The organism is Pseudoalteromonas agarivorans, from assembly GCF_024518735.1.
Lineage (GTDB): Bacteria > Pseudomonadota > Gammaproteobacteria > Enterobacterales > Alteromonadaceae > Pseudoalteromonas > Pseudoalteromonas atlantica.
The window spans coordinates 56646-77742 of the sequence record NZ_JANIGJ010000011.1 but is presented as its reverse complement, the minus strand read 5'-3'; the positions used below and the strand labels follow the sequence as shown (position 1 = coordinate 77742).

The 21097-nt window shown below is 41.3% G+C and carries 17 protein-coding genes; 10 read left to right on the top strand and 7 right to left on the bottom strand.

Annotated features, from left to right (window positions below; all coding sequences use genetic code 11):
• The first annotated feature begins 59 nt into the window (after positions 1-59).
• A complete protein-coding gene (locus NQT65_RS17160) occupies positions 60-1940 on the top strand; it encodes a methyl-accepting chemotaxis protein (protein WP_256851640.1) in 1881 nt (626 codons plus the stop codon).
• A 31-nt stretch (positions 1941-1971) separates the two neighbouring features.
• Here the strand turns inward: NQT65_RS17160 and NQT65_RS17155 are convergent, their stop codons facing one another.
• The 5 genes from NQT65_RS17155 to priA all read right to left on the bottom strand — a co-directional run bounded on the left by NQT65_RS17155 (position 1972) and on the right by priA (position 7072).
• The gene (locus NQT65_RS17155) at positions 1972-2346 is read right to left on the bottom strand and encodes a gamma-butyrobetaine hydroxylase family protein (protein ID WP_256851639.1); all 375 of its coding nucleotides are present in this window, start codon (positions 2344-2346) and stop codon (positions 1972-1974) included.
• Positions 2347-2408: 62 nt separating this feature from the next.
• Positions 2409-3737 (bottom strand): ATP-dependent protease ATPase subunit HslU, encoded by a 1329-nt coding sequence (hslU, locus tag NQT65_RS17150; RefSeq protein WP_004589335.1) that lies wholly within the window; start codon positions 3735-3737, stop codon positions 2409-2411.
• An 11-nt stretch (positions 3738-3748) separates the two neighbouring features.
• A complete protein-coding gene (hslV, locus tag NQT65_RS17145; RefSeq protein WP_004589336.1) occupies positions 3749-4267 on the bottom strand; it encodes an ATP-dependent protease subunit HslV in 519 nt (172 codons plus the stop codon).
• A 79-nt stretch (positions 4268-4346) separates the two neighbouring features.
• The gene (locus NQT65_RS17140) at positions 4347-4874 is read right to left on the bottom strand and encodes an SPOR domain-containing protein (RefSeq protein WP_004589337.1); all 528 of its coding nucleotides are present in this window, start codon (positions 4872-4874) and stop codon (positions 4347-4349) included.
• Between the two features lie 11 nt (positions 4875-4885).
• Complete coding sequence (gene priA, locus NQT65_RS17135; RefSeq protein WP_256851638.1) at positions 4886-7072, bottom strand: primosomal protein N'; 2187 nt, start codon at positions 7070-7072, stop codon at positions 4886-4888.
• A 232-nt stretch (positions 7073-7304) separates the two neighbouring features.
• On the opposite strand from priA, the gene rpmE reads away from it, so the two are divergent.
• Together rpmE and NQT65_RS17125 are read left to right on the top strand one after the other, a co-directional pair.
• Complete coding sequence (rpmE, locus tag NQT65_RS17130; protein ID WP_004589339.1) at positions 7305-7520, top strand: 50S ribosomal protein L31; 216 nt, start codon at positions 7305-7307, stop codon at positions 7518-7520.
• A gap of 520 nt (positions 7521-8040) precedes the next feature.
• Positions 8041-9282, top strand: coding sequence for a malic enzyme-like NAD(P)-binding protein (locus NQT65_RS17125; protein ID WP_029771819.1), 1242 nt, complete (start codon positions 8041-8043; stop codon positions 9280-9282).
• Between the two features lie 61 nt (positions 9283-9343).
• On the opposite strand, the gene metJ is transcribed toward NQT65_RS17125, so the two are convergent.
• Positions 9344-9664 carry a met regulon transcriptional regulator MetJ gene (metJ, locus tag NQT65_RS17120; RefSeq protein WP_004589341.1) on the bottom strand — a complete coding sequence of 107 codons (321 nt, stop codon included), beginning with the start codon at positions 9662-9664 and terminating at the stop codon, positions 9344-9346.
• A 268-nt stretch (positions 9665-9932) separates the two neighbouring features.
• Here metJ and metB point away from each other — a divergent pair, with 268 nt between their 5' ends.
• On the top strand, positions 9933-11180 hold the full coding sequence (metB, locus tag NQT65_RS17115; RefSeq protein WP_096041057.1) for a cystathionine gamma-synthase: 1248 nt from the start codon (positions 9933-9935) through the stop codon (positions 11178-11180).
• 6 nt (positions 11181-11186) lie between these two features.
• Entirely contained in the window at positions 11187-13532 is a 2346-nt protein-coding gene (gene metL, locus NQT65_RS17110) for a bifunctional aspartate kinase/homoserine dehydrogenase II (protein WP_256851637.1), read from the top strand.
• Positions 13533-13586: 54 nt separating this feature from the next.
• Here metL and NQT65_RS17105 read toward each other — a convergent pair whose 3' ends face one another.
• Positions 13587-16103: a penicillin-binding protein 1A gene (locus tag NQT65_RS17105; protein ID WP_256851636.1), complete on the bottom strand. Its 2517-nt coding sequence runs from the start codon at positions 16101-16103 to the stop codon at positions 13587-13589.
• A 131-nt stretch (positions 16104-16234) separates the two neighbouring features.
• Here NQT65_RS17105 and NQT65_RS17100 point away from each other — a divergent pair, with 131 nt between their 5' ends.
• From NQT65_RS17100 to NQT65_RS17080, 5 genes are read left to right on the top strand one after another with little or no spacing between them, the layout of a single operon-like run.
• A complete protein-coding gene (locus tag NQT65_RS17100; protein ID WP_004589345.1) occupies positions 16235-17314 on the top strand; it encodes a pilus assembly protein PilM in 1080 nt (359 codons plus the stop codon).
• Positions 17302-17874: a PilN domain-containing protein gene (locus NQT65_RS17095; protein WP_024032531.1), complete on the top strand. Its 573-nt coding sequence runs from the start codon at positions 17302-17304 to the stop codon at positions 17872-17874. Before NQT65_RS17100 ends, NQT65_RS17095 begins: the two co-directional genes overlap by 13 nt.
• Entirely contained in the window at positions 17864-18469 is a 606-nt protein-coding gene (locus tag NQT65_RS17090; protein ID WP_004589347.1) for a type IV pilus inner membrane component PilO, read from the top strand. Before NQT65_RS17095 ends, NQT65_RS17090 begins: the two co-directional genes overlap by 11 nt.
• The gene (locus NQT65_RS17085) at positions 18466-19002 is read left to right on the top strand and encodes a pilus assembly protein PilP (protein WP_024032530.1); all 537 of its coding nucleotides are present in this window, start codon (positions 18466-18468) and stop codon (positions 19000-19002) included. Before NQT65_RS17090 ends, NQT65_RS17085 begins: the two co-directional genes overlap by 4 nt.
• Positions 18989-21079: a type IV pilus secretin PilQ gene (locus NQT65_RS17080; protein WP_138685358.1), complete on the top strand. Its 2091-nt coding sequence runs from the start codon at positions 18989-18991 to the stop codon at positions 21077-21079. The genes NQT65_RS17085 and NQT65_RS17080 overlap by 14 nt, the downstream gene beginning before the upstream one ends.
• Positions 21080-21097 lie beyond the last annotated feature (18 nt).

Here is a 21097-nt window from a genome sequence, read left to right as displayed (position 1 = left end):
CAATATAAAGCGCCAGAACGTACTACACTATTAGTGCATATTAAATATAGGTGTTTTCAATGAATTTTTTACAAAACTTAACCATTAAAAGGCGTTTGCAACTTAATGCAGTGGTAGTCGGTCTGGCAATGGTCATTTTGTTGTGTGTGATAATTTATGAGTCACGCGTAACACTCAATCTGAATAAAACAATTCAGCTTGCAGAAGAGCTCAACGTACATGCACTAGAGCTTAGAAAGCATGAAAAAAACTTTCTTTTTTACAAGCAGCAGGAAGCACTTACATCATTTGATAAGGATTTTAAACAGCTAAGCACTAAAATCAAAAAGCTGCAGGAGGTAATGCAACAGCAGGGCATTACCACAGCGCAAATTGAGCATTTTCATACGCTTATTACTAACTACAACAACAATTTTTCAGAGGTTGTTAGGTTACAGCAACAGATAGGTTTAAACCCTAAAGATGGGTTATATGGCAAGCTCAGAAATGCAGTGCACGAAGTTGAGGTGCTATTAAAAGAGCAAGATAATTTTGAGCTTTTATCGGCAATGCTACAGCTGCGACGCGCTGAGAAAGATTTTATGCTGCGCTTTGATGCAAAATACTTAACTCGCTTTAACGAACTTATTAGTACGTTTAAACAAAAAATTACCCAAGCTGATTTACAAAGTAGTTATAAGTCGCAAATAAACCCTTTAATAGATACGTATCAAAGCGCTTTTCAAAATCTTGTAAAGGCACAAACGCAATTAGGGCTAGATTTAGACTCAGGTGCACTAGGCGTTATGCGTATTAACGTAGAAAAAAGCGATCAGGTTGTTGGTCAAATTGTTGAGTCAACTAAGCTGGAAGTTGAGAAAAGCGTTGACCAAGCGCAGTTTATCGCCATCGTTGTATTTGTTATTTCGGGGATTATAGTGTTGGCGTTGGTGTACTTTACTAGCCACTCAATTATTGTGCCTATTGAGCGGGTGTATCACACCATAAACGACATACGCCGTAATAACGATTTAAGCGTAATGATAGAGCAAACAGGTAATGATGAAGTTACCATTATGACCTCGGACTTTAATAGTTTAATAGGCGATTTTAAAAACCTCATAAACGAAGTAAATACCGCGCTTAATACGTTAAATGTGGCAACAGAGCACTTATCTGAAAGTACCTCTGCAACAAGTTCAGGCATGCAAGAGCAGTTACACGAAGCGGATATGGTTGCCACTGCGGCTACGCAAATGCAGGCAACGATTCAAGATATTTCTCATAATACCGAAGCTGCCGCTAAAAAAGCAGAGTCAACCAACTTAAGCGCGCAGCAAGGGCGTAATGAAGTAGACTCTACGGTTAAGCACATACGCGATTTATCTTCGTCGTTAGGTAACGCATCAAGTGTGGTATCGCAACTTGAAAAAGACGGTGAAACCATAGGCTCTGTGCTCGATGTGATCAGAGGCATTGCAGAGCAAACCAATTTACTCGCATTGAATGCTGCGATAGAAGCCGCTCGTGCTGGTGAGCAAGGGCGAGGCTTTGCTGTTGTGGCGGATGAAGTACGCTCGCTTGCGCAACGTACACAAGAGTCTACCAGTGAAATTGAAGGCATTATTAATACGCTTCAGCAGCGCACGCAAGAGGTAGTAAGTATTATGCATCAATGTCGCTCGCAAGGTGATGAAAGTGCTTCACAAGCTATTAAAGCGGGTGATTTACTCGGCGCTATTACCGAAGATGTGCAAACCATAATGGAGATGAGCACTCAAATTGCCGTTGCTATTGATGAGCAAAGTCAGGTGGCATCAGAGGTGAACAAAAATGTAGTACGCATTAGAGACATTGCCCAAGATGCCTCAGAGCATGCAGTTAATAATGCGCAAACCAGTGAAGAAGTCTCTGAACAAGCACGCGTATTATTTGCCGCTATTGATAAATTTAAAGTGTAATACAGTGTAGCGTTTAAAAAGCCAATAAGGTTTAGGGAACAAACTTTATTGGTACGCTATCTTTGTTTTGTTCGTGCTCGCCAAGACGCGCTTGGTATTTATCCCACAAGGTTTCGTGCTGCGCTTGTAGTGTTTCAAAGTAGCTCCAGCTAAATAGCCCGCTGTTATGACCATCATCAAAGTCTAATCTCAGTGCGTAATGCCCCACCGGTACAATCTTTTTTATTCCAACATGTTGTTTATTAAGTACCAACTTCATTGGCTCTGCACCATGACCTTGCACTTCGGCCGAGGGAGAGTGAACGCGTAAAAACTCGCAGCTAAATACAGCCATACTGTCATCATCAAAGTAAACATCTAGGTTTTTACTCACGCTATGATAATGCACTTTTGTTACGTGTTTCATTTTATATGTCCCATTAAAAAGCCCCCAATATGGAGGCTTTTAGTATAGTATTTTTGCCTACCTTATAAAATAAAGCGGCTTAAATCTTCATCTTCAACTAATGCGCCTAAATGTTTTTCTACATAAGCGGCATCAATAGTAAGGGTAGAGCCTGCTTGTTCAGACGCATCGTATGAAATTTCTTCCATTAGCTTTTCCATTACCGTATGTAAGCGACGAGCACCAATGTTTTCGGTTTTCTCGTTTACCTGCCAAGCGGCTTTAGCAATGCGCTCTATTGCATCATCGTTAAACTCAACATTTACTTGCTCAGTTTTAAGCAATTCACGTTGCTGCTCAGTAAGTGAAGCATGTGGCTCGGTAAGAATTCGTTTAAAGTCATTAGCACTTAGTGCTTCAAGCTCTACACGAATAGGTAAACGACCTTGTAGCTCAGGGATCATGTCTGATGGTTTAGCCATTTGGAACGCACCTGATGCAATAAATAGCATGTGGTCGGTTTTCACCATACCGTGCTTAGTATTAACGGTTGAGCCTTCAATTAGTGGAAGTAGGTCGCGTTGTACACCTTCACGGCTAACATCTGGGCCTGACGAATCGCCACGCTTACAAATTTTGTCTATTTCATCTATAAACACAATGCCGTTTTGCTCTACTGCAAAAATAGCCTGCTCTTTTAGCTCTTCAGGATTAACTAATTTAGCGGCTTCTTCTTCGGTTAATAACTTAAAGGCTTCTTTAATTTTTAACTTACGCTTAGTACGTTTGTCGCCACCCATGTTTTGGAACATGCTTTGCAGCTGGTTGGTCATATCTTCCATACCAGGAGGCGCCATAATCTCTACATTTGGCTGTGCTTGCGCTAGATCTATTTCTATTTCTTTATCATCAAGCTGACCTTCGCGTAATTTTTTACGGAATGTTTGACGAGTAGATGAGTTGTCATCGCGCTGTGTTTCACCGTATTGATCTTTAGCCGGTGGTAAAAGTGCATCTAAAATACGCTCTTCTGCTGCTTCTTCTGCGCGGTGTTTAAACTTTTTAGTTTGTTGCTCGCGGGTCATTTTAATTGATACATCAACTAAATCGCGAATGATAGTCTCTACTTCTTTACCAACATAACCCACTTCAGTAAATTTAGTCGCCTCTACTTTAATAAAAGGCGCATTAGCGAGTTTAGCTAAACGGCGGGCAATTTCAGTTTTACCGACACCGGTTGGGCCAATCATTAAAATGTTTTTCGGGGTTACTTCGCTGCGTAAGTCATCGTTTAGTTGCATACGGCGCCAGCGATTACGCAGGGCAATAGCCACGGCTTTTTTAGCATTAGCTTGACCAATAATATGCTGATCTAACTCGTGTACAATTTCTCTTGGGGTCATAGCAGACATAATGGGTCCTATTATAATTCTTCGATTGTTTGGAAGTTGTTGGTAAATACACAGATGTTGCCAGCAATGGTCAGGCTTTTTTCTACGATATCGCGAGCGCTTAAATCGGTGTTTTCTAATAGGGCAGTGGCTGCTGATTGAGCAAAGTTACCACCGCTACCAATGGCAATTAAATCGTTTTCTGGCTGCACTACATCACCATTACCGGTGATAATTAGTGAAGCAGTTTCATCTGCAACCGCAAGGAGTGCCTCAAGCTTGCGTAAAGCTCTGTCGCTACGCCAGTCTTTGGCCATTTCTACAGCGGCTTTAGTGAGGTTACCTTGGTGCATTTCTAGTTTGCTTTCAAAGCGTTCGAAAAGGGTAAAGGCATCAGCAGTACCGCCGGCAAAACCAGCAATTACTTTGCCATTATAAAGGCGTCGAACTTTACGGGCGTTGCCCTTCATTACGGTATTACCAAGTGAAACTTGGCCGTCGCCACCAATTACTACTTTATTGTCGCGGCGTACACTTACGATAGTGGTCATGTTATTCCTCATCATCAAGCTGCGGGGGCAGCTTGTAAAAAACGATTATGATGAGGTTATATGGGTGAATGGACTAATTTCAAGTCCAGCCCCAAATTCCGCAGCTAACAACATGCACTCGTTTGAGTTTGTTTTTGTCGCTTTCGGCTTGGCGCTTTGTTTTATAAGGGCCTAAACGCACTTTATACCAAACACCATTAGTACCTGTGGTCTTTTTAATTTCAGAAATTAAGCCCGCAAAGGCAATTTTAGCTTTGAGGGTTTCGGCTTGTGCGTGTGTTCTAAACGACCCACACTGCATAACATAGGGGCCTTTTTGCTCAATTTCTCTTACTTCAACTTGGATCTCGTGCTCTTTAATTTCTTCAATGAACTTAGGAGCGCGAGGTTTAGCTATTTCTACTTTTTCAGCTGTTTTAGGGTGCGCCTGCTGCTCAACAAGCTCAGGGTCGGCGTTATTTTTAATAAACCATAAGCCGTAAGCAAAGCCGCCTACAAGCAAAACAGTAATAACAACTAAAAGTATAGGAAATGGTTTTTTAGCAGGGGCTTGCTTGGTGTTTTTTCTACCCGCTGGTTTTTTATTAATATAATCGTGCTGTGCCATTTGGCTTTAACCTAAATCATGTCTATAGGGTCAACATCAAGGCTCCAGCGCACTTTTTGTGCAAGTTTGCTGGTGCTTAAATAGTCGACCATTTGCGCAAGATACTGATGCAATACTTTGCGGTCTTGCGCTTGAATATGCAATTGAAACCGGTACATACCCGCCACTCTTTCTAGTGGGGCAGGGATTGGACCGAGCAATTGTATACCAGATACACCGTTAACAGGAACCAAATCCGTCAAAAAATCGACAACGAGCTTAATACTGTGCCCTTGTGCTCTAACTATAGCCATATTGGTAATGGGTGGAAGATCGGCATCATCACGCTCACTTAAAGCAAAACGGGCAAAATCTTGGTAGCCATTATTTACTAAGTCTTGCAATAAAGGGTGTTCAGGAAAGTGGGTTTGCAGTAATACTTGGCCTGGCTCACCAGAGCGACCCGCGCGCCCAGCAACTTGAGTTACCAGCTGGGCTAAATGCTCTGTGGCTCTAAAATCGCATGAGTACAAGCCACTATCTACATCTAATATAAGCACTAAGCTAACATCGGCAAAATGATGACCTTTAGCCAACATTTGTGTGCCCACTAAAATACGCGCCCCGCCTTTGTTTATCTCCTCTAAGGCTTTTTCTAAGCTCCCTTTACGGCGGGTTGAATCGCGGTCGATGCGGGTTACGGGTGTATCGGGGAATTCACTCGATAAAAATTCTTCAATTTGTTCGGTGCCTTTACCGTTTGGAAAAATTTGTGTGCTACCGCAATCAGGACACTGGTGAGGTACTGGGTGTTGCTCTCCACAGTGGTGGCAAATCATTTGGCCAATGGCTTTATGAAAAGTTGCGCTGGTGCTGCAGCGATTACACTCACTCAGCCACCCGCATTCGTGACAAATTAGTGTAGGAGAAAAGCCACGACGATTTAAAAACACCATAACTTGCTTACCACGGTTTAAATGTTGGCGCATAGTGGCAAGACTTGCGTGTGCAATACCCGCTTGGTCGGGCTGGCCTTTCATATCGAGCAACATAAACTGATTATCGGTCGCAGTTTGTGCACGCTCTGTAAGGCTTAAAAGTTGGTATTTGTTGTTTATAGCTTTGTGCAGTGTTTCGAGCGCAGGGGTGGCACTGCCTAAAATAAGCGGTATTTTGTGCTGAAATGCCCGATAAGCGGCTAAATCGCGTGCGTGGTAGCGTAAGGTATCTTGCTGTTTAAATGATGAGTCATGCTCTTCATCAACCACTATCATTCCTAACTTTAAAAAAGGTAGAAAAATACTCGAACGGGTACCTATTACTATTGCGCAGCTGCCTTTTTCGCAAAAACGCCATGTTTGCAAGCGTTCGTTATCGGTTAGGGCTGAGTGCCATAGCATAATTGGCGTATCGGGAAAGCGACGACGAAATCGGTTAACAGTTTGTGGCGTTAAGCCTATTTCAGGCACCAATACTAAGGCTTGCTCGCCACGTTTAAGGACTTCTTCTAGGCATTGTAAATACACTTCGGTTTTACCACTGCCTGTTACACCTTCTAATAAAAAGCTCTTAAAGCCAACACTTTGATTTATTGTAGTGCATGCTACGGCTTGCTCTTTATTAAGTACTGGCTTGGTGCCGACTGTGGGCGCAACGCTTTGCCATTGATTATCATGCTCAATGCTTTGGGTTATAAGCTCTTTATCTATTAGGGCATCTATTGTTTTTTTACTAAAGCCGAGCGCTTTTAGCTCGGTTACCGACGACTTACCCGATTGTGCGAGTTGCTTTAGTAAATTTAACTGAGTTTTTGCTTTTAATGATGGAACCTTTGCGCCTTTTTCGGTAAGGCTAACCATGTTAATGCTAGTTTTATCTGGGTTTTCACCTTGGCGAAGTGCACCTGGCAGTGCAATGTGTATGGTTTCGCCGAGCGGATAGCAATAATAGCGTGCAGTAAAGCTAAGCAGTTCTAAATGCTGTGATGATAAAATAGGGGTTTGGTCAATAACCTCAGTAACCGCTTTAATTTTGTTCTCTGGCACGTCGGTATGTGTTTTAAGAGCAAGAACAACCGCTACTTTCTTTTGATTGCCAAAGGGTACTAAAACACGCATCCCTGGCATAATAGGCGCCGAGGGCGAGATGAGTTGTTCATCTATTTTATAATCAAAGGTGCGTGGTAACGGAACTTTAATAGCAACTTCAACAAAACGCATAACAACTCATGTGATAAAGGGTAATAGCTTAATGTACTAAAAATAAGGCTAAAAACCTACATACAAATGGATGCGGTAGCGCTGGTTGGTTACTTTTTTGGCAAAAAGCGTAATTAAAGCTTGTGCGGGGCAAGCTAGTTGGATAAAATCCGCGGCCTATAAATTTGTTTTAACGACGTATGGTGCCAGACTTCGGGTTTGGAGAGCGATGCGGCCTTAACTAGAGGTTCCTATGAAAGAAGGTATTCACCCTAAGTACGAAGCAATTTCTGCAACATGTTCATGCGGAAACAAATTCGAAACTCGTTCTACTCTTTGTAAAGACATTCACCTAGACGTATGTTCTGCGTGTCACCCGTTTTACACTGGTAAGCAAAAGATTTTAGACACTGGCGGCCGTGTTGATCGCTTCAACAAGCGCTTCGGTGCACTTAGCAGCAAGAAGTAATTATTGCTGTTTAGTAAAAAAAGCACCTTCGGGTGCTTTTTTTGTGCCTAAAATTCATCACTTTTACTGAAAAACCACCGATTATTGCCGTACTACGTGTGCATAACTATTTCCTGTTCTTATTCTGAATATGCATAAACCTTTGCAGACAAACTCACAATTCTTCTCTATATTTTTTATACGTTAATTTTTAACCAAGCTGCTAAAAGTGCTTATCGTGGCGATATTTGTTTTTAACGGTGATAAACGCGCCATATTGGTGCATTTTACTCTTTTAATATTCTGCTATTTTACAAAAATATTGGCAGGGCAAAATGAACCTCAAAAAGCACTTTTTGAATGAATTTTTATTTGTTTAATATTGATAACTTTTAGCGAAGTTGCTGATAAATCACTTAAAATTAACGGATATAGCATATAACAGGATAGACCTGATATTGCTTGGAATTTAAAAATAATAAGAGTATCTTAGCCCCATACTCCCTCTCACTTAACTTAAATTGCAGGATACCATCGCGTTATGTCAGATTTTCGTGAACAAGCATTACACTACCACTCTCACCCCGTTCCAGGCAAAATCAGCATTGAGCTAACAAAACCGGCCGAAACGGTGCAAGATTTAGCATTAGCATACAGCCCCGGTGTTGCAGAGCCTGTGCGCGAAATTGCAGCAGACCCAGCCAATGCATATAAATATACCGGTAAAGGTAATATGGTTGCGGTGATCAGTAATGGTACGGCAATTTTAGGTTTGGGTAATTTAGGGCCATTAGCCTCTAAACCTGTTATGGAAGGTAAGGCGCTTTTATTTAAACGTTTTGCTGGCCTAGATTCTATTGATATTGAAGTTAAGCATCGCACCACCGAAGACTTTATAAATACAGTGGCTAATATTGCCGATACGTTTGGTGGTATTAACTTAGAAGATATTAAAGCGCCAGAGTGTTTTGAAATTGAAAAAGCACTTATTGAGCGTTGCAGTATTCCGGTTTTTCATGATGACCAACACGGTACCGCTATTGTAACTGCGGCAGGTATGCTTAACGCTTTAGAAGTGCAGGGCAAATCAATAGAAGATGCCATTATTGTATGTTTAGGTGCAGGCGCTGCAGCGGTTGCTTGTATGGAGCTGTTAATTAAGTGTGGTGCACTGCGCGAACATATTTATATGCTAGACCGCAAAGGGGTTATTCATACTCGCCGCGATGACTTAAACGAATACAAACAGCTTTTTGCTAACAATACAGATAAGCGTACTCTACAAGATGTAATTGCTGATGCTGATGTGTTTGTAGGTGTATCGGGTCCTAACTTACTTGCACCTGAAGATCTAAAACTAATGGCCGATAAGCCAGTGGTGTTTGCATGTTCAAACCCAGATCCTGAAATTGCACCTGAGCTTGCGCACAGTGCACGTAAAGACTTAATTATGGCAACGGGGCGTTCTGATTTCCCTAACCAAGTTAATAATGTTTTATGTTTCCCGTTTATTTTCCGTGGTGCACTTGATGTACGTGCAAGCGCAATTAACGATGAAATGAAAATAGCCGCTGTTGAAGCTATTCGTAGTATTGCTAAAGAGCCAGTGCCTGAGCAAGTATTAAAAGCAGCGGGTGTAGAAAAGCTCGAATTTGGTGCAGACTACATTATTCCTAAACCGATGGACCCGCGTTTATTACCACGTATAGCCAAGGCGGTTGCTATTGCTGCTGTTGAATCGGGCGTGGCACAAATTGACTTACCGGAAAATTATATGGCGTAATCTATAGCGCTTAAACAAAAAAACCTCAGCATGCTGAGGTTTTTTTGTTTAAAAAGACGTTTTATTCTTCGTCTAAAATAGGCACTTCTAAACCCATTTCTTGCATTATTTTTTTAACTTCTTCAGGTACTTTTTCTGCGTTATCTTTACGTAGGTCATCATCATTAGGTAATGGCTGGCCTGTAAAGGCATGCAAAAACGCTTCGCATAGTAACTCGCTGTTTGTTGCATGACGCAGGTTGTTTATTTGACGACGTGTACGCTCATCAGTTAATACTTTTAATACATTTAGCGGGATCGAAACGGTGATCTTTTTAACTTGCTCTGATTTTTTCCCGTGTTCTGCGTATGGGTGAATATACTCACCATTCCATTTAGCCATAAGATGTATCGTTGCCTCAGATTATTAATTTCTCACACGGCGTAAAAAGCGTGTAAATATGCGTGAAATTCTATCGTTTTAAAAAAGATAGTCAAATAATAGATAGCAATCTATCTTAATAAGCTGGCTGTAATAGTAAATACAGCTTTCTTGAAGTTTTACGCGCCTGTTATTTTTAGCCATCTAGAGCTTTAAAAGCTTTGACTTATTATAATGGATAACTTACTCTTTTAGACGTCTAAACATCCAAATTAATCAGGTGACGAATATGAGCGAAAAAAACAAAGCAACCATTGCTGTACGAAATGGGGTTGATGCCGATAAACATCATGGCGCCGTTGTACCGCCAATTTATTTATCGACGACTTATTCGTTTGCCGATTTTGATACTAAGCGCGCATACGACTATGGACGCAGTGGTAATCCTAATCGCGATATTTTAGCTGACACTCTAGCAGAGCTTGAAGGTGGCGCACGCGGAATTATTACTGCTACGGGCATGGCAGCAGTGCACTTAGCCACACAGTTATTAAATAACGATGATACATTGGTTATTCCTCACGATTGTTATGGCGGCAGCTACCGTTTATTTACGTCGTTAGAAAAGCGCGGCTTGCTTAAACTTAAAGTGCTTGATTTAACTAAACCAGAAAGCTTAGAACAAATTTTAACCATTAAACCTAAATTAATTTGGATAGAAACACCAAGCAACCCTGTGCTGCGCCTAACGGATATTAAAGCCGTGACGGATATAGCAAAACAGTGCGGTGCATTAGTGGCCGCCGATAACACCTTTTTATCACCGGCATTACAAAACCCCATTAAGTTTGGCGTAGATATTGTTGTGCACTCAACCACTAAATATATAAACGGCCATTCTGATGTTGTAGGCGGTGCAGTTGTTGCTGCAACACAAGAGCTTGGTGATGAGCTTGCTTGGTGGGCCAATAACATTGGTATTACCGGCGCACCATTTGATAGCTATTTAACGTTACGTGGTTTACGTACTTTAAATGTGCGTTTAAAACAGCACCAAGAAAATGCCCTGGCAATTGCTAAATACCTAGAAAGCTCTGAGTATGTTAGCCAAGTTTACTACCCAGGCCTTGAATCGCATCCTCAACATACGCTTGCTAAAGCCCAACAGCTTGGGTTTGGTGGTATGGTTAGTTTTGATATTAAAGGCGATGTGAATGATGCTGCGGCGTTTTTAACAAGCCTTAAAGAATTTAGCTTAGCAGAATCGTTAGGTGGGGTTGAGAGTTTAATTTGTCATCCTGCGACCATGACTCACGCAGGTATGGAAGCTCAAGCACGTTTAGAGGCGGGTGTGGGCGATACGCTAATTCGTATTTCGGTCGGTATTGAAGATATAGAAGACCTACTGGCTGATTTTGAACGTGTATTTAACTTAGTTAAACCTGGTCAAAATAAAAATGTAGGGCGTGTTGGCAAAGCTGCAGGCAATGCCAATGGTGATGTAAAGCAGCAGGCTGCTCATCCAGCTTTGTGGTGATTGAGTATGGTAAAAAGTGTACATAAATTTGGCGGCTCGAGCTTAAGCTCGGGCGAGCGCTATCAAAGTGTGGCAAAAATAATTATTGGCCACACACAGCCTGGCGATTGCGTGGTTGTATCTGCTGCGGGTAAAACCACCGATACATTGGTATCGCTGTGGCAAAGTTATCAACAACAAGATAAGCAAGCCGTTGCTGATATTTTGCTGCAATTGAGTAATCACCAAACAGCATTAATTGAAGAGTTATTAAAAGCCGATGCTAAACACACGGCTTTAGCTGTGTTAGCGCAAGAGCTAAGTGATGTAGCGGAGCAAGCCAGCAAGCAGCAGTTGCAAGAGGCGGCCTTACTGGCGCATGGTGAGCTGTGGTCTGCGCGATTATTGGCAGCCTATTTAACGCAATTAAACATTCAAGCGTGTGCTCATGATGCTAGAGCGCTGTTTAGTGTAACAAGCGGGGAGCTTTTGCATGCGCAAAACAAACAGCAATGCAGCCAAGTTATTGATGCAAATAAAATTAACGTAGTAACAGGGTTTATCGCAGCAAGTGCTGATGGTAAAACAGTTACGCTTGGGCGCAATGGCAGTGATTACAGCGCCACCTTATTAGCCAATTATTGCGATGCACAAAATGTATGTATTTGGACTGATACGCCAGGGGTATTTAGTGCCGACCCACGTAAAGTTGAAAAGGCGATTAAGTACAACAAGGTGTGCCGTGAACAAGCTAACTTATTAGCTCGATTGGGTAACCCGGTTTTACATGCTAAAACGCTTTCGCCTTTAAAAAACAGTAATATTAAACTGGCTGTACGTAGTAGTTTTGATGTGCAAACTGCCCCTACCGATATTGTAAAACAAGGCAAAGCTAAGCAAAAACGTTTTATTACTACATTACAAAACGTTGATTTACTACTCGTTGAAGGCCTTAACGCGGGAGAAGTGGCGCATGTTAGCCAGCTTATTCAGCACAGCCTTCATCATTTTATACACAACGGCGATACATACTTAGTTGTGCCCGCGGGTGCAACGCATCAAGTAGTGAGTTATTTCGCTGGGCGAGCAAATATAAGCGAGTCTAATTTAAATGGCTGCGCGGTGGTTGCGCCTACGCAAGATGTTTACACATTAAGTACATTAGCGGCTGAGGTTTTAAATCAGCAAAGTATTCACCCTCGTTTTATTCATCAAGATACAGGCTATACATTGCTGTTAACAGATCAGTTAATAGAAAGCGATGTACTTAGTTTATTGCACGAAAAATTAATTAATAAAGGTCAAGAAGTTGCTCTGGTTGTGGCTGGCTTAGGTAATGTAGGCGATGAATTTTTAAGCCAGCTAGATGCTCAATTTAAGCGTTTGTCGGGCGATTATAGTATTAAGCTAGTTGGGTTAATTCGCTCGCAACATATGCTATTTAATGCCTCGGGTATTACACTCGGACAGTGGAAAAAACAATGGCAGCATAATGCCGTTGCTTATGAGCAGGCGGATTTATTAAGTGCATTAAACGAACTTGATTACGAGCACAAAGTTGTTGTTGATATAACGGCAAGCGAGCAATTTAGCCAATTATACACCGACTTTGTAGAGCGAGACTGCCATTTAATAAGTGCTAACAAGTACGCAGGCACTGCTGCATCTAATTGGTATAACGCGCTGCGCCAAAGTATTAGCGAGCGTAACTTGCATTGGCGCTACAACACCAGTGTTGGGGCAGGATTGCCAATTAACTTTGCGTTGGCCGATTTACAAAATAGTGGCGATAAAATTACCCGTATTGAAGGTGTTTTCTCGGGCACACTCTCGTGGCTATGCAGTAAGTACGATGGCAGTGTGGCATTTTCTGACCTTGTTCTTGAAGCGCAAAAAATGGGCTTTACAGAGCCTGATCCTCGCGAGGATTTATCGGGCCGCGATATGCAACGTAAATTGCTGATACTTGCGCGCGAGCTTGGCATTGAATTAGATTTAAATGATATAAGCTTACAAGCATTAATGCCTGATGAGCTAGCCCAAGGTTCATGGGATGACTTTTTAGCGAATAAAGATAAGCTAAATGCCTTTATTAAACACCATGCCGATGCGGCAAATGCGCAAGATGCTGTACTTAGGTATACCGGTTTATTGGCATTAGAGCAGGGTAAAGTATCGGCGAAGGTAGGTATAACTTACGCGCCTAAAGGGGACGCCTTAGCTAACTTAACACCAGGCGATAATATCTTTGTTATTAATAGCCAGTGGTACAACGAAAACGCCTTAGTAATACAAGGCCCTGGGGCAGGCAAAGAAGTGACCGCCGCGGGAGTGCACTCTGATTTATATTGGTTAGTTAAAAACCTAAAATAGCGCAGCAAATATTAATAGTAAAACGGCAGCTTGTGTAAGCTGCCGTTTTTGTTTTTAGAATAGCTCTTCTTCTGTTTTTGTATCTTCTTCAAAAATATCAGTTGGCTGAGACAGCACATATTTTGTAGGCGCAGTGCCTTTTTCAAAATATTCAAAGCGACTGGTGTAGTCGTTTTTATGACTTAACAAACCTGTTTTTAAATCGATACGAATTGAAACTAGCCCTTCAGGAGGCTCTATTGGCGCTTCTGGTGTGCCCTCAAGCGCCACTTTCATAAAATCAACCCAGGCAGGCTGTGCCGTTTTGGCGCCCGATTCAGCGCCAGAGATTTGGCTGCTATCTAGGTTGTTATTATAGGTGGAGCGCCCTAACGAGTTACCTGGGTTGTCAAAACCAACCCATACAGACGTTACTACATTGCGGTTAAAGCCGCTAAACCAAGTATCAACAGAGTCATTGGTTGTGCCTGTTTTACCCGATAGATCGCGTCTATCTAATGCTTGCGCACGCCAGCCTGTCCCGCTCCAGCCTGTTTTATGGGTCCAGCTACCGCCACCCCATACTGCGCTGTGCATTGCTTCAGCAATTAAAAAAGCATTTTGCTTTGAAATAACACGCGGTGCACAACGTGCTTGCGTGGCTGTATCATCTGTTATGTCGGTATCTAGGTTATTGTTGGCAAAGCTATCCATTGCTTGAGAGACGGGTAATAGCTCGTCTTCATCGCAAGCAAGAGCCGGGTTTGCTTTAAATAGTACATTGCCATAGGCATCTTGAATTTCAGATATAAAGTAAGGTTCAATTAAGTGACCGCCATTAGCAAATGCGCTCATGCCGCGAGCAAGCTCTAATGGCGTGATTGATGCACTCCCTAATGCTAACGATTCACTGCGGTTAATATCAGCATCTTTAAAACCAAACTTAAGCAAGTGATCGGCGGTGCGTTGTAACCCTACACCGCGAAGTAAGCGCACAGAAATAACGTTTTTAGATTGTGCAAGTGCACGGCGAATACGTATAGGGCCATTATAAACTGCTGGGCTGTTTTTTGGTCGCCACGCTACACCTAAACTTTTATCCCACTGGTTTATTGGCGCATCGTTTAAAATAGAGGCTAATGTATAGCCATTTTCGAGCGCAGCAGAATAAATAAAGGGTTTAATATTAGAGCCAACTTGGCGTTTAGCTTGTACCGCTCGGTTGTATTGGCTTTGCTCAAAACTGTAACCGCCTACTATAGCTTTAATACGACCATCTTGTGGGTCGAGTGAAACAAGTGCACTGGCAGCTTCTGGTATTTGGCTTAGTAGGTAAGTGTCGTCGTTATTTTTACGCAGCCATATTTGCATGCCAGGGGTAAGAATGTCAGTAGCAGCTTTAGGGGCAAAACTTTGGCGGTAGCGAGTAATGTATTTGCGCGCCCATTTTAAATTATCCCAATCAAGTGTGGTGCGCTGGCCATTTTTTAAAATAACGTCAGCGGTTTTCTCTGCCACATTTAACACCACGCCAGCATGCAAATCAGCTATTTCTTTAACAGGTTTTAGCTTTTCTATAATTTGCTGCTCACTTAAGGCGGGCTGTGTTTCTGGATCCCATAACACGTCTACAGGCCCACGAAAGCCATGACGCATATCGTAGTTATGTAAATTATTAACTAAAGCTGCTTGCGCAGCCTTTTGAACTTTAGACTCCACTGAGGTAAATATCTTAAAGCCAGAGTTATATGCTTTTTCTACACCGTAGCGCTCAACCATCTCAGCACGAACCATCTCAGAGATATAAGGGGCGTAAAGGTCTATCTCAGCACCGTGAAAATAAGCAGTGATAGGCTGGTTAGCCGCCTCGTTGTATTGCTGTTGCGTAATATAGTTTTCAGTAAGCAAGCGACCAAGCACTACATTACGGCGTGCTTTAGCTCTAATTGGGTTACGAATTGGGTTAAGCGCCGAAGGGGCTTTAGGTAAGCCGGCAATCATTGCCATTTGTGCAAGAGTGAGGTCTTTTAGCTCTTTACCATAGTAAACTTGAGCAGCAGCACCAATACCAAATGCACGATTACCTAGTTCTATTTTATTAAGATACAGCTCAAGAATTTCGTCTTTTGTTAATACACTTTCAATATGTAGAGCTATAAAAATCTCTTTAACTTTACGAATATACGCTTTTTCTCGTGTTAAAAAGAAGTTACGAGCAAGCTGCATAGTAATGGTACTCGCGCCTTGTTTTTTCTCACCTGTTGAAATTAACACAATAGCAGAACGGACAATACCAATAGGGTCTATACCAATATGGTCATAAAAACGGTTGTCTTCTGTTGCTAAAAAAGCATCAATTAAAGGCTGGGGAATTTCGTCTATAGTGACGGGGATGCGGCGTTTTTCACCAAATTGATTAATTAAGAGTCCATCTTTTGTAAAGACTTGCATAGGGGTTTGTAATTGCACGTCTTTTAAAACTTGCACACTGGGGATATCAGGTTTAACGTAATAATAAAGGCTGATTAAAGTGATCAGACCAAATAACGTGCAAATGATAAAAAATTGTAATGTTCGTTTTAATAAAATCACTTATATTTCCCTAAATGGACTCCCAATTGCGAGTTTAGACTGCTAGTATATATTGATTAAAAAATGAATAATATTTTTTACTAAAAAAATTATAACTTGTTTATTATTAAAACAAAGGTCAAGTTGCAAACATGCTAAGTCAACTATTTCAAAAGCCATCCACTGCGATGGTCGGAATTGATATCGGATCGCACTCTATCAAAGCAGTGCTTTTAAGTGAAATTGAAACGGGATTTCGACTAGAAGCACTTGCAATTGAACCTATGCCAAAAGGCGCAATGAGCGAGCGCTCTATTCAGGATATTGAAGCAATTGGTAACATAATTACAAAATTAAAAAGAAAACTACCAAAATCTTTAAAATCAGCGGCAGTGGCTGTATCAGGGCAAACCGTTATCACTAAAGTTATTTTTATGGATGTTTCATTAAGTGACGCTGAATTAGAGTCGCAAATTGAAATAGAAGCTGACAGCTTAATACCTTACCCCCTTGATGAAGTGAGCTTAGATTTTGAAAAGCTCTCTACCAACGAAGCCGACCCGAGTAAAATGAATGTGTTGTTATCTGCTGCACGTACAGAAAGTGTTGAAGCCCGTGTGGGCGCACTTGAGGCGGCAAACTTAACCGCTAAAGTGGTTGATGTTGAAAGCTATGCGTTAAGTAGAGCAATGGATGTGTATTATCAGCAATTGCCAAGTGACGCCTTTAACAAGTGTGTTGCGGTGGTAGATATTGGCGCTGTTTTAATGTTGGTGAGTGTTGTTCAAGCAGGTGAAACAATTTATACCCGTGACCAAGTGTTTGGTGGCGACCAATACACTAACAGCATTGTGTCTTACTATAACAAAGGCTTTGATGAGGCTGAAATAGGAAAAACAACGGGTGACTTACCCCCTAATTATACTTTTGAAGTGCTGGCACCGTTTCAAACATCATTATTGCAACAAGTGCGCCGTGCGGTACAAATGTTTTTAACAACCACAGGTAAAGATCAAGTAGATTATATTGTGCTAACTGGCGGTACATCGATGATTGACGGTTTAGATAGGTTGTTAATTGAAGAGCTCGGTATTCATGCTGTGGTTGCTGAACCATTTGCAAATATGGAAGTTTCGCCAAAAGTAGACAGAAATGTAATGCAGCGAAATAGAACGCAGTTTGCAATTGCTACTGGTTTGGCATTAAGGAGCTTTTCATCATGCCACATATAAATCTACTGCCGTGGCGAGAGCTACAGCGTGAAGAATCAAAAAAGAAATTTATAACAATTTTAGTTGCGGTTGTTATAGGCTGTTTTGCAAGTATGTACTTACTTAGCTCTTTTTACGCGGGTTTAAAAGATGGCCAAAATTTAAAAAATAATTATTTAAGTTCAGAAATAAGCATGCTTGATAAAAAAATCAGTGAAATTAGAAATCTTGATAAGCGAAAAGAAAATTTACAACAACGTATGCGATTAATTGAAGAGCTACAAAGCAGCCGTAATTTAGGTACTCAAATTATGGATGAAGTAGCTAAAATTGTTCCTCAAGGCGTGTATTTAACTAAGCTTGAGCGCCGCGGCAGTCAAATACATGTGCTAGGGCGCAGTGAATCAAACAATCGTTTATCTACTATGCTGCGTCAGGTGCAAGGCTCATATTTATTAGAAAGACCTACCATGCAAGGCATTGTGGCAGGCGATCAAACATCACGGTTACTCAGTGATTTTAATATGGAGTTTTACGTAAAACCATTTGATGAAATTGGTGAGGTAAGTGATGAACCTTGATTTAAAAGCCTTAAATGAAATAGATTGGAATGAAATTGAGCTCGACAACATTGGCGAGTGGCCCGTTGCGGTAAAAGCAATTTGTTGCTTATTTATAGCCGGTTTAGTGTTGTTTTTTAGTTACAGCCTATTGGTATCTGATGAAATAGACAGCTATCACAGCGCGGTAGCTAAAGAAGTAGAGCTGCGCAGTACCTACAGAACAAAGTATGCCGTAGCCAGTAAGCTTGATATATACCGCCAGCAAATGGTTGAAATGGAAGATAAGTTTTCACAACTACTAAAGCGATTACCTACCTCAAATGAAACCCCAGGCCTGTTAGACGATTTATCTTATGTAGGTACTACTAGCGGTTTAACATTTTTGAAAATTGGCTGGTTACCTGAAGTCGAAAAAGAGTTTTATACTGAGCTGCCAATTAAAATTGAAGTAATAGGCACTTACCATGAATTTGGAGAATTTGTAGGAAAAGTAGCCCAATTACCACGAATTGTAAGTTTACATGACTTTTCGATTGTATCATCTGGCGAAAAGCAACTAACATTCAGTGTGGTAGCAAAAACATATCGTTATGAAGAAGGGGTTAAAAAGTGAGATTAGTCCCTTTATTATCATTGTCTGTTTTATTGTTGGCAGGTTGTAACGACGATACGTCGGAGCAAAAAGAATTTATTGACCAAGTTAAGGCCAGCACCACGCCTAAAGTTGAGGAAATACCTGAATTAACGCAGTTTGAACATTTTGAATATAATGCATCGCAGTTACGTAGTCCTTTTGTGGCTCCGCAGCCTGAAATTATTCAAAATAAGCTAACGCAAATTAAAAATTGTTTACACCCTGACCCTGATAGAGTGAGAGAGCCACTAGAAAAGTATCCGCTCGATAACCTATCAATGAAAGGTACATTAGGCTCTAACGGGCAAATGTGGGCACTGATCACCGCAGCGGATGAAACGCTGCATAGGGTAACGGTAAATAATTACTTAGGGACGTATGACGGTAAAGTTAAGTCTGTAAGTAGTGATTATGTAGAACTAGTTGAATTAATCCCTGATGGGTCGGGTTGTTGGAAAGAGCGGCTGACTAAATTGGAAATGTTAGAGGCGGCAAATAATGGCGCAAATTAATAATAAAAAAGGTAAAACACACATGCATAAGGATGTACTTTGGCATCATCGTTTTCAAACGGTGTTATTTGTCATATTGGCTCTTTTTGTTGCAAAAACAGCCAGTGCAGCGCCGCTACTTTATGATGTACGTTATAACCCCTTGCTAAAAGGCGAGACAGAGTTACAACTTGTATTTGACGAAGAGCTAACACAACAACCTAAAATTCAAGTACACAACACACCAGCGCGCATAGAAATGCTATTTGATGGTGCAGAACTAGAACAGGGTCTTGAAAATGTGCCGGTCGATCACGCAGGTATTAACAGTGTAAGCAGCGTACTGACAGAGCAAGGCTTAAAAGTTACGGTAAATTTAGAGCGTTTAAAAATATACGAAACACAAGTTAATAATAACTTAGTGTCGTTGCGCGTATCTGATAACCCGCTTACTGAGCAAGCTTCTGATGAAAGCAGCAATAGTTATGATGCCTCAAGCGCTTATATTAATCGGATTCAATCTATTGATTTTCGCCGTGGTGAAAAAGGCGAAGCAAAAGTTTTAGTATTTTTACAAGACACGCAAGCTGCAATAGAAGTACATGAAAGTGGTGGAAAAATAATTGCAGAGTTTCATCACACAGATATTTTAGACGACTTACTGTATGAATTAGATGTGCTAGATTTTGGTACTGTAGTAAGTAGCATTGAAACCTTTAAAGAAGATAGCTTAAGCCGTGTAGTTATTGAGCCTAATGCTGCTTTTACCTTTACCTACCAGCAAATAGATAACATTTTAACGTTAACGATTGAAAAAGATGAAACGCAAAATGCCTATTTAGATGGCGGCAAGGAATATCAAGGTCGTCCAATGACCTTAAACTTCCAAGATATTTCGGTTAGAGCTGTACTGCAAATCATAGCGGGTTATAACGAGTTTAACTTAGTAACGAGTGACTCAGTAACCGGCAATATTACGCTTCGTTTAGATGGCGTTCCATGGGATCAGGCTTTAGATGTTGTACTACGTATTAAAGGCCTTGATAAGCGTATGGATGGCTCTATATTGATGGTTGCGCCAGCTGAAGAGCTCGCCGCTCGTGAAGCTAAAGATTTACTAGCAAAACAAAAGGTCGAGGATTTAGAGCCGCTTTACAGTGAGTATATTCGTTTAAACTACGCTAAAGCTGAAGATTTTGCGGATTTACTGAAAACCGACACTAACAGCATCATTTCTGCCCGAGGCAGTGTATCGGTTGACCAGCGTACCAATACATTACTTATTAAAGATTCAGCGAAGAGCATTGAGAGCATTCGCCGTATGATTGAAACACTCGATATCCCAGTACAACAGGTTATTATTGAATCACGTATGGTAACGGTGCGCGATAACGTCACAGAAGATTTAGGCGTGCGTTGGGGATTTAGTGATCAACAAGATAGTGATGGTATCTCTGGCTCGCTTGAAGGAGCTGAGTCTATCTCAAATGGCATTATTCCTGATTTATCAGACCGTCTTAATGTAAACCTACCTATTACTAACCCTGCGGCAAGTATTGGTTTACACATAGCTAAGTTGGCTAATGGCACTTTAATTGATTTAGAGCTAAGTGCTTTAGAGGAAGAAAATAAGGCTGAGATTATCGCAAGTCCGCGGATTACTGCAGCTAATCAGCAAAAAGCACGTATTGAGCAAGGTACTGAAATCCCCTATACCGAATCAGCCTCAAGTGGTGCTACTACTGTAAGCTTTAAAAAAGCGGTATTGAGCCTTGAGGTTACACCGCATATAACGCCTGATAACAAAGTTATTTTAGACTTAGTTATTACACAAGATACTCGTGGCGAAACGGTTCAAACTGGAACAGGTGAAGCGGTTTCGATAGACACTCAACAAATTGAAACACAAGTGCTGGTTGATAACGGCCAAACCGTTGTGCTGGGTGGTATTTTTCAGCAGCAAATAATTAATACCACAAATAAAGTACCTGTACTTGGTGATATTCCATATGTTGGACGCTTATTTAAGAGCACCAGCGAGTTTAATGAGAAACGTGAATTACTTATTTTCGTGACACCGAAAATACAAATAGACTAAAATTTAGTGGTTTTATGT

Coding starts and splice junctions, on each gene's coding strand:
- hslV (WP_004589336.1), bottom strand. CDS start 4,267: ATGACCACTATCGTAAGTGTACGCCGCGACAATAAAGTAGTAATTGGT.
- NQT65_RS17125 (WP_029771819.1), top strand. CDS start 8,041: ATGTCAGATTTTCGTGAACAAGCATTACACTACCACTCTCACCCCGTT.
- metB (WP_096041057.1), top strand. CDS start 9,933: ATGAGCGAAAAAAACAAAGCAACCATTGCTGTACGAAATGGGGTTGAT.
- NQT65_RS17155 (WP_256851639.1), bottom strand. CDS start 2,346: ATGAAACACGTAACAAAAGTGCATTATCATAGCGTGAGTAAAAACCTA.
- rpmE (WP_004589339.1), top strand. CDS start 7,305: ATGAAAGAAGGTATTCACCCTAAGTACGAAGCAATTTCTGCAACATGT.
- metL (WP_256851637.1), top strand. CDS start 11,187: ATGGTAAAAAGTGTACATAAATTTGGCGGCTCGAGCTTAAGCTCGGGC.
- NQT65_RS17080 (WP_138685358.1), top strand. CDS start 18,989: ATGGCGCAAATTAATAATAAAAAAGGTAAAACACACATGCATAAGGAT.
- priA (WP_256851638.1), bottom strand. CDS start 7,072: ATGCGTTTTGTTGAAGTTGCTATTAAAGTTCCGTTACCACGCACCTTT.
- NQT65_RS17100 (WP_004589345.1), top strand. CDS start 16,235: ATGCTAAGTCAACTATTTCAAAAGCCATCCACTGCGATGGTCGGAATT.
- NQT65_RS17090 (WP_004589347.1), top strand. CDS start 17,864: ATGAACCTTGATTTAAAAGCCTTAAATGAAATAGATTGGAATGAAATT.
- NQT65_RS17140 (WP_004589337.1), bottom strand. CDS start 4,874: ATGGCACAGCACGATTATATTAATAAAAAACCAGCGGGTAGAAAAAAC.
- hslU (WP_004589335.1), bottom strand. CDS start 3,737: ATGTCTGCTATGACCCCAAGAGAAATTGTACACGAGTTAGATCAGCAT.
- metJ (WP_004589341.1), bottom strand. CDS start 9,664: ATGGCTAAATGGAATGGTGAGTATATTCACCCATACGCAGAACACGGG.
- NQT65_RS17160 (WP_256851640.1), top strand. CDS start 60: ATGAATTTTTTACAAAACTTAACCATTAAAAGGCGTTTGCAACTTAAT.
- NQT65_RS17095 (WP_024032531.1), top strand. CDS start 17,302: ATGCCACATATAAATCTACTGCCGTGGCGAGAGCTACAGCGTGAAGAA.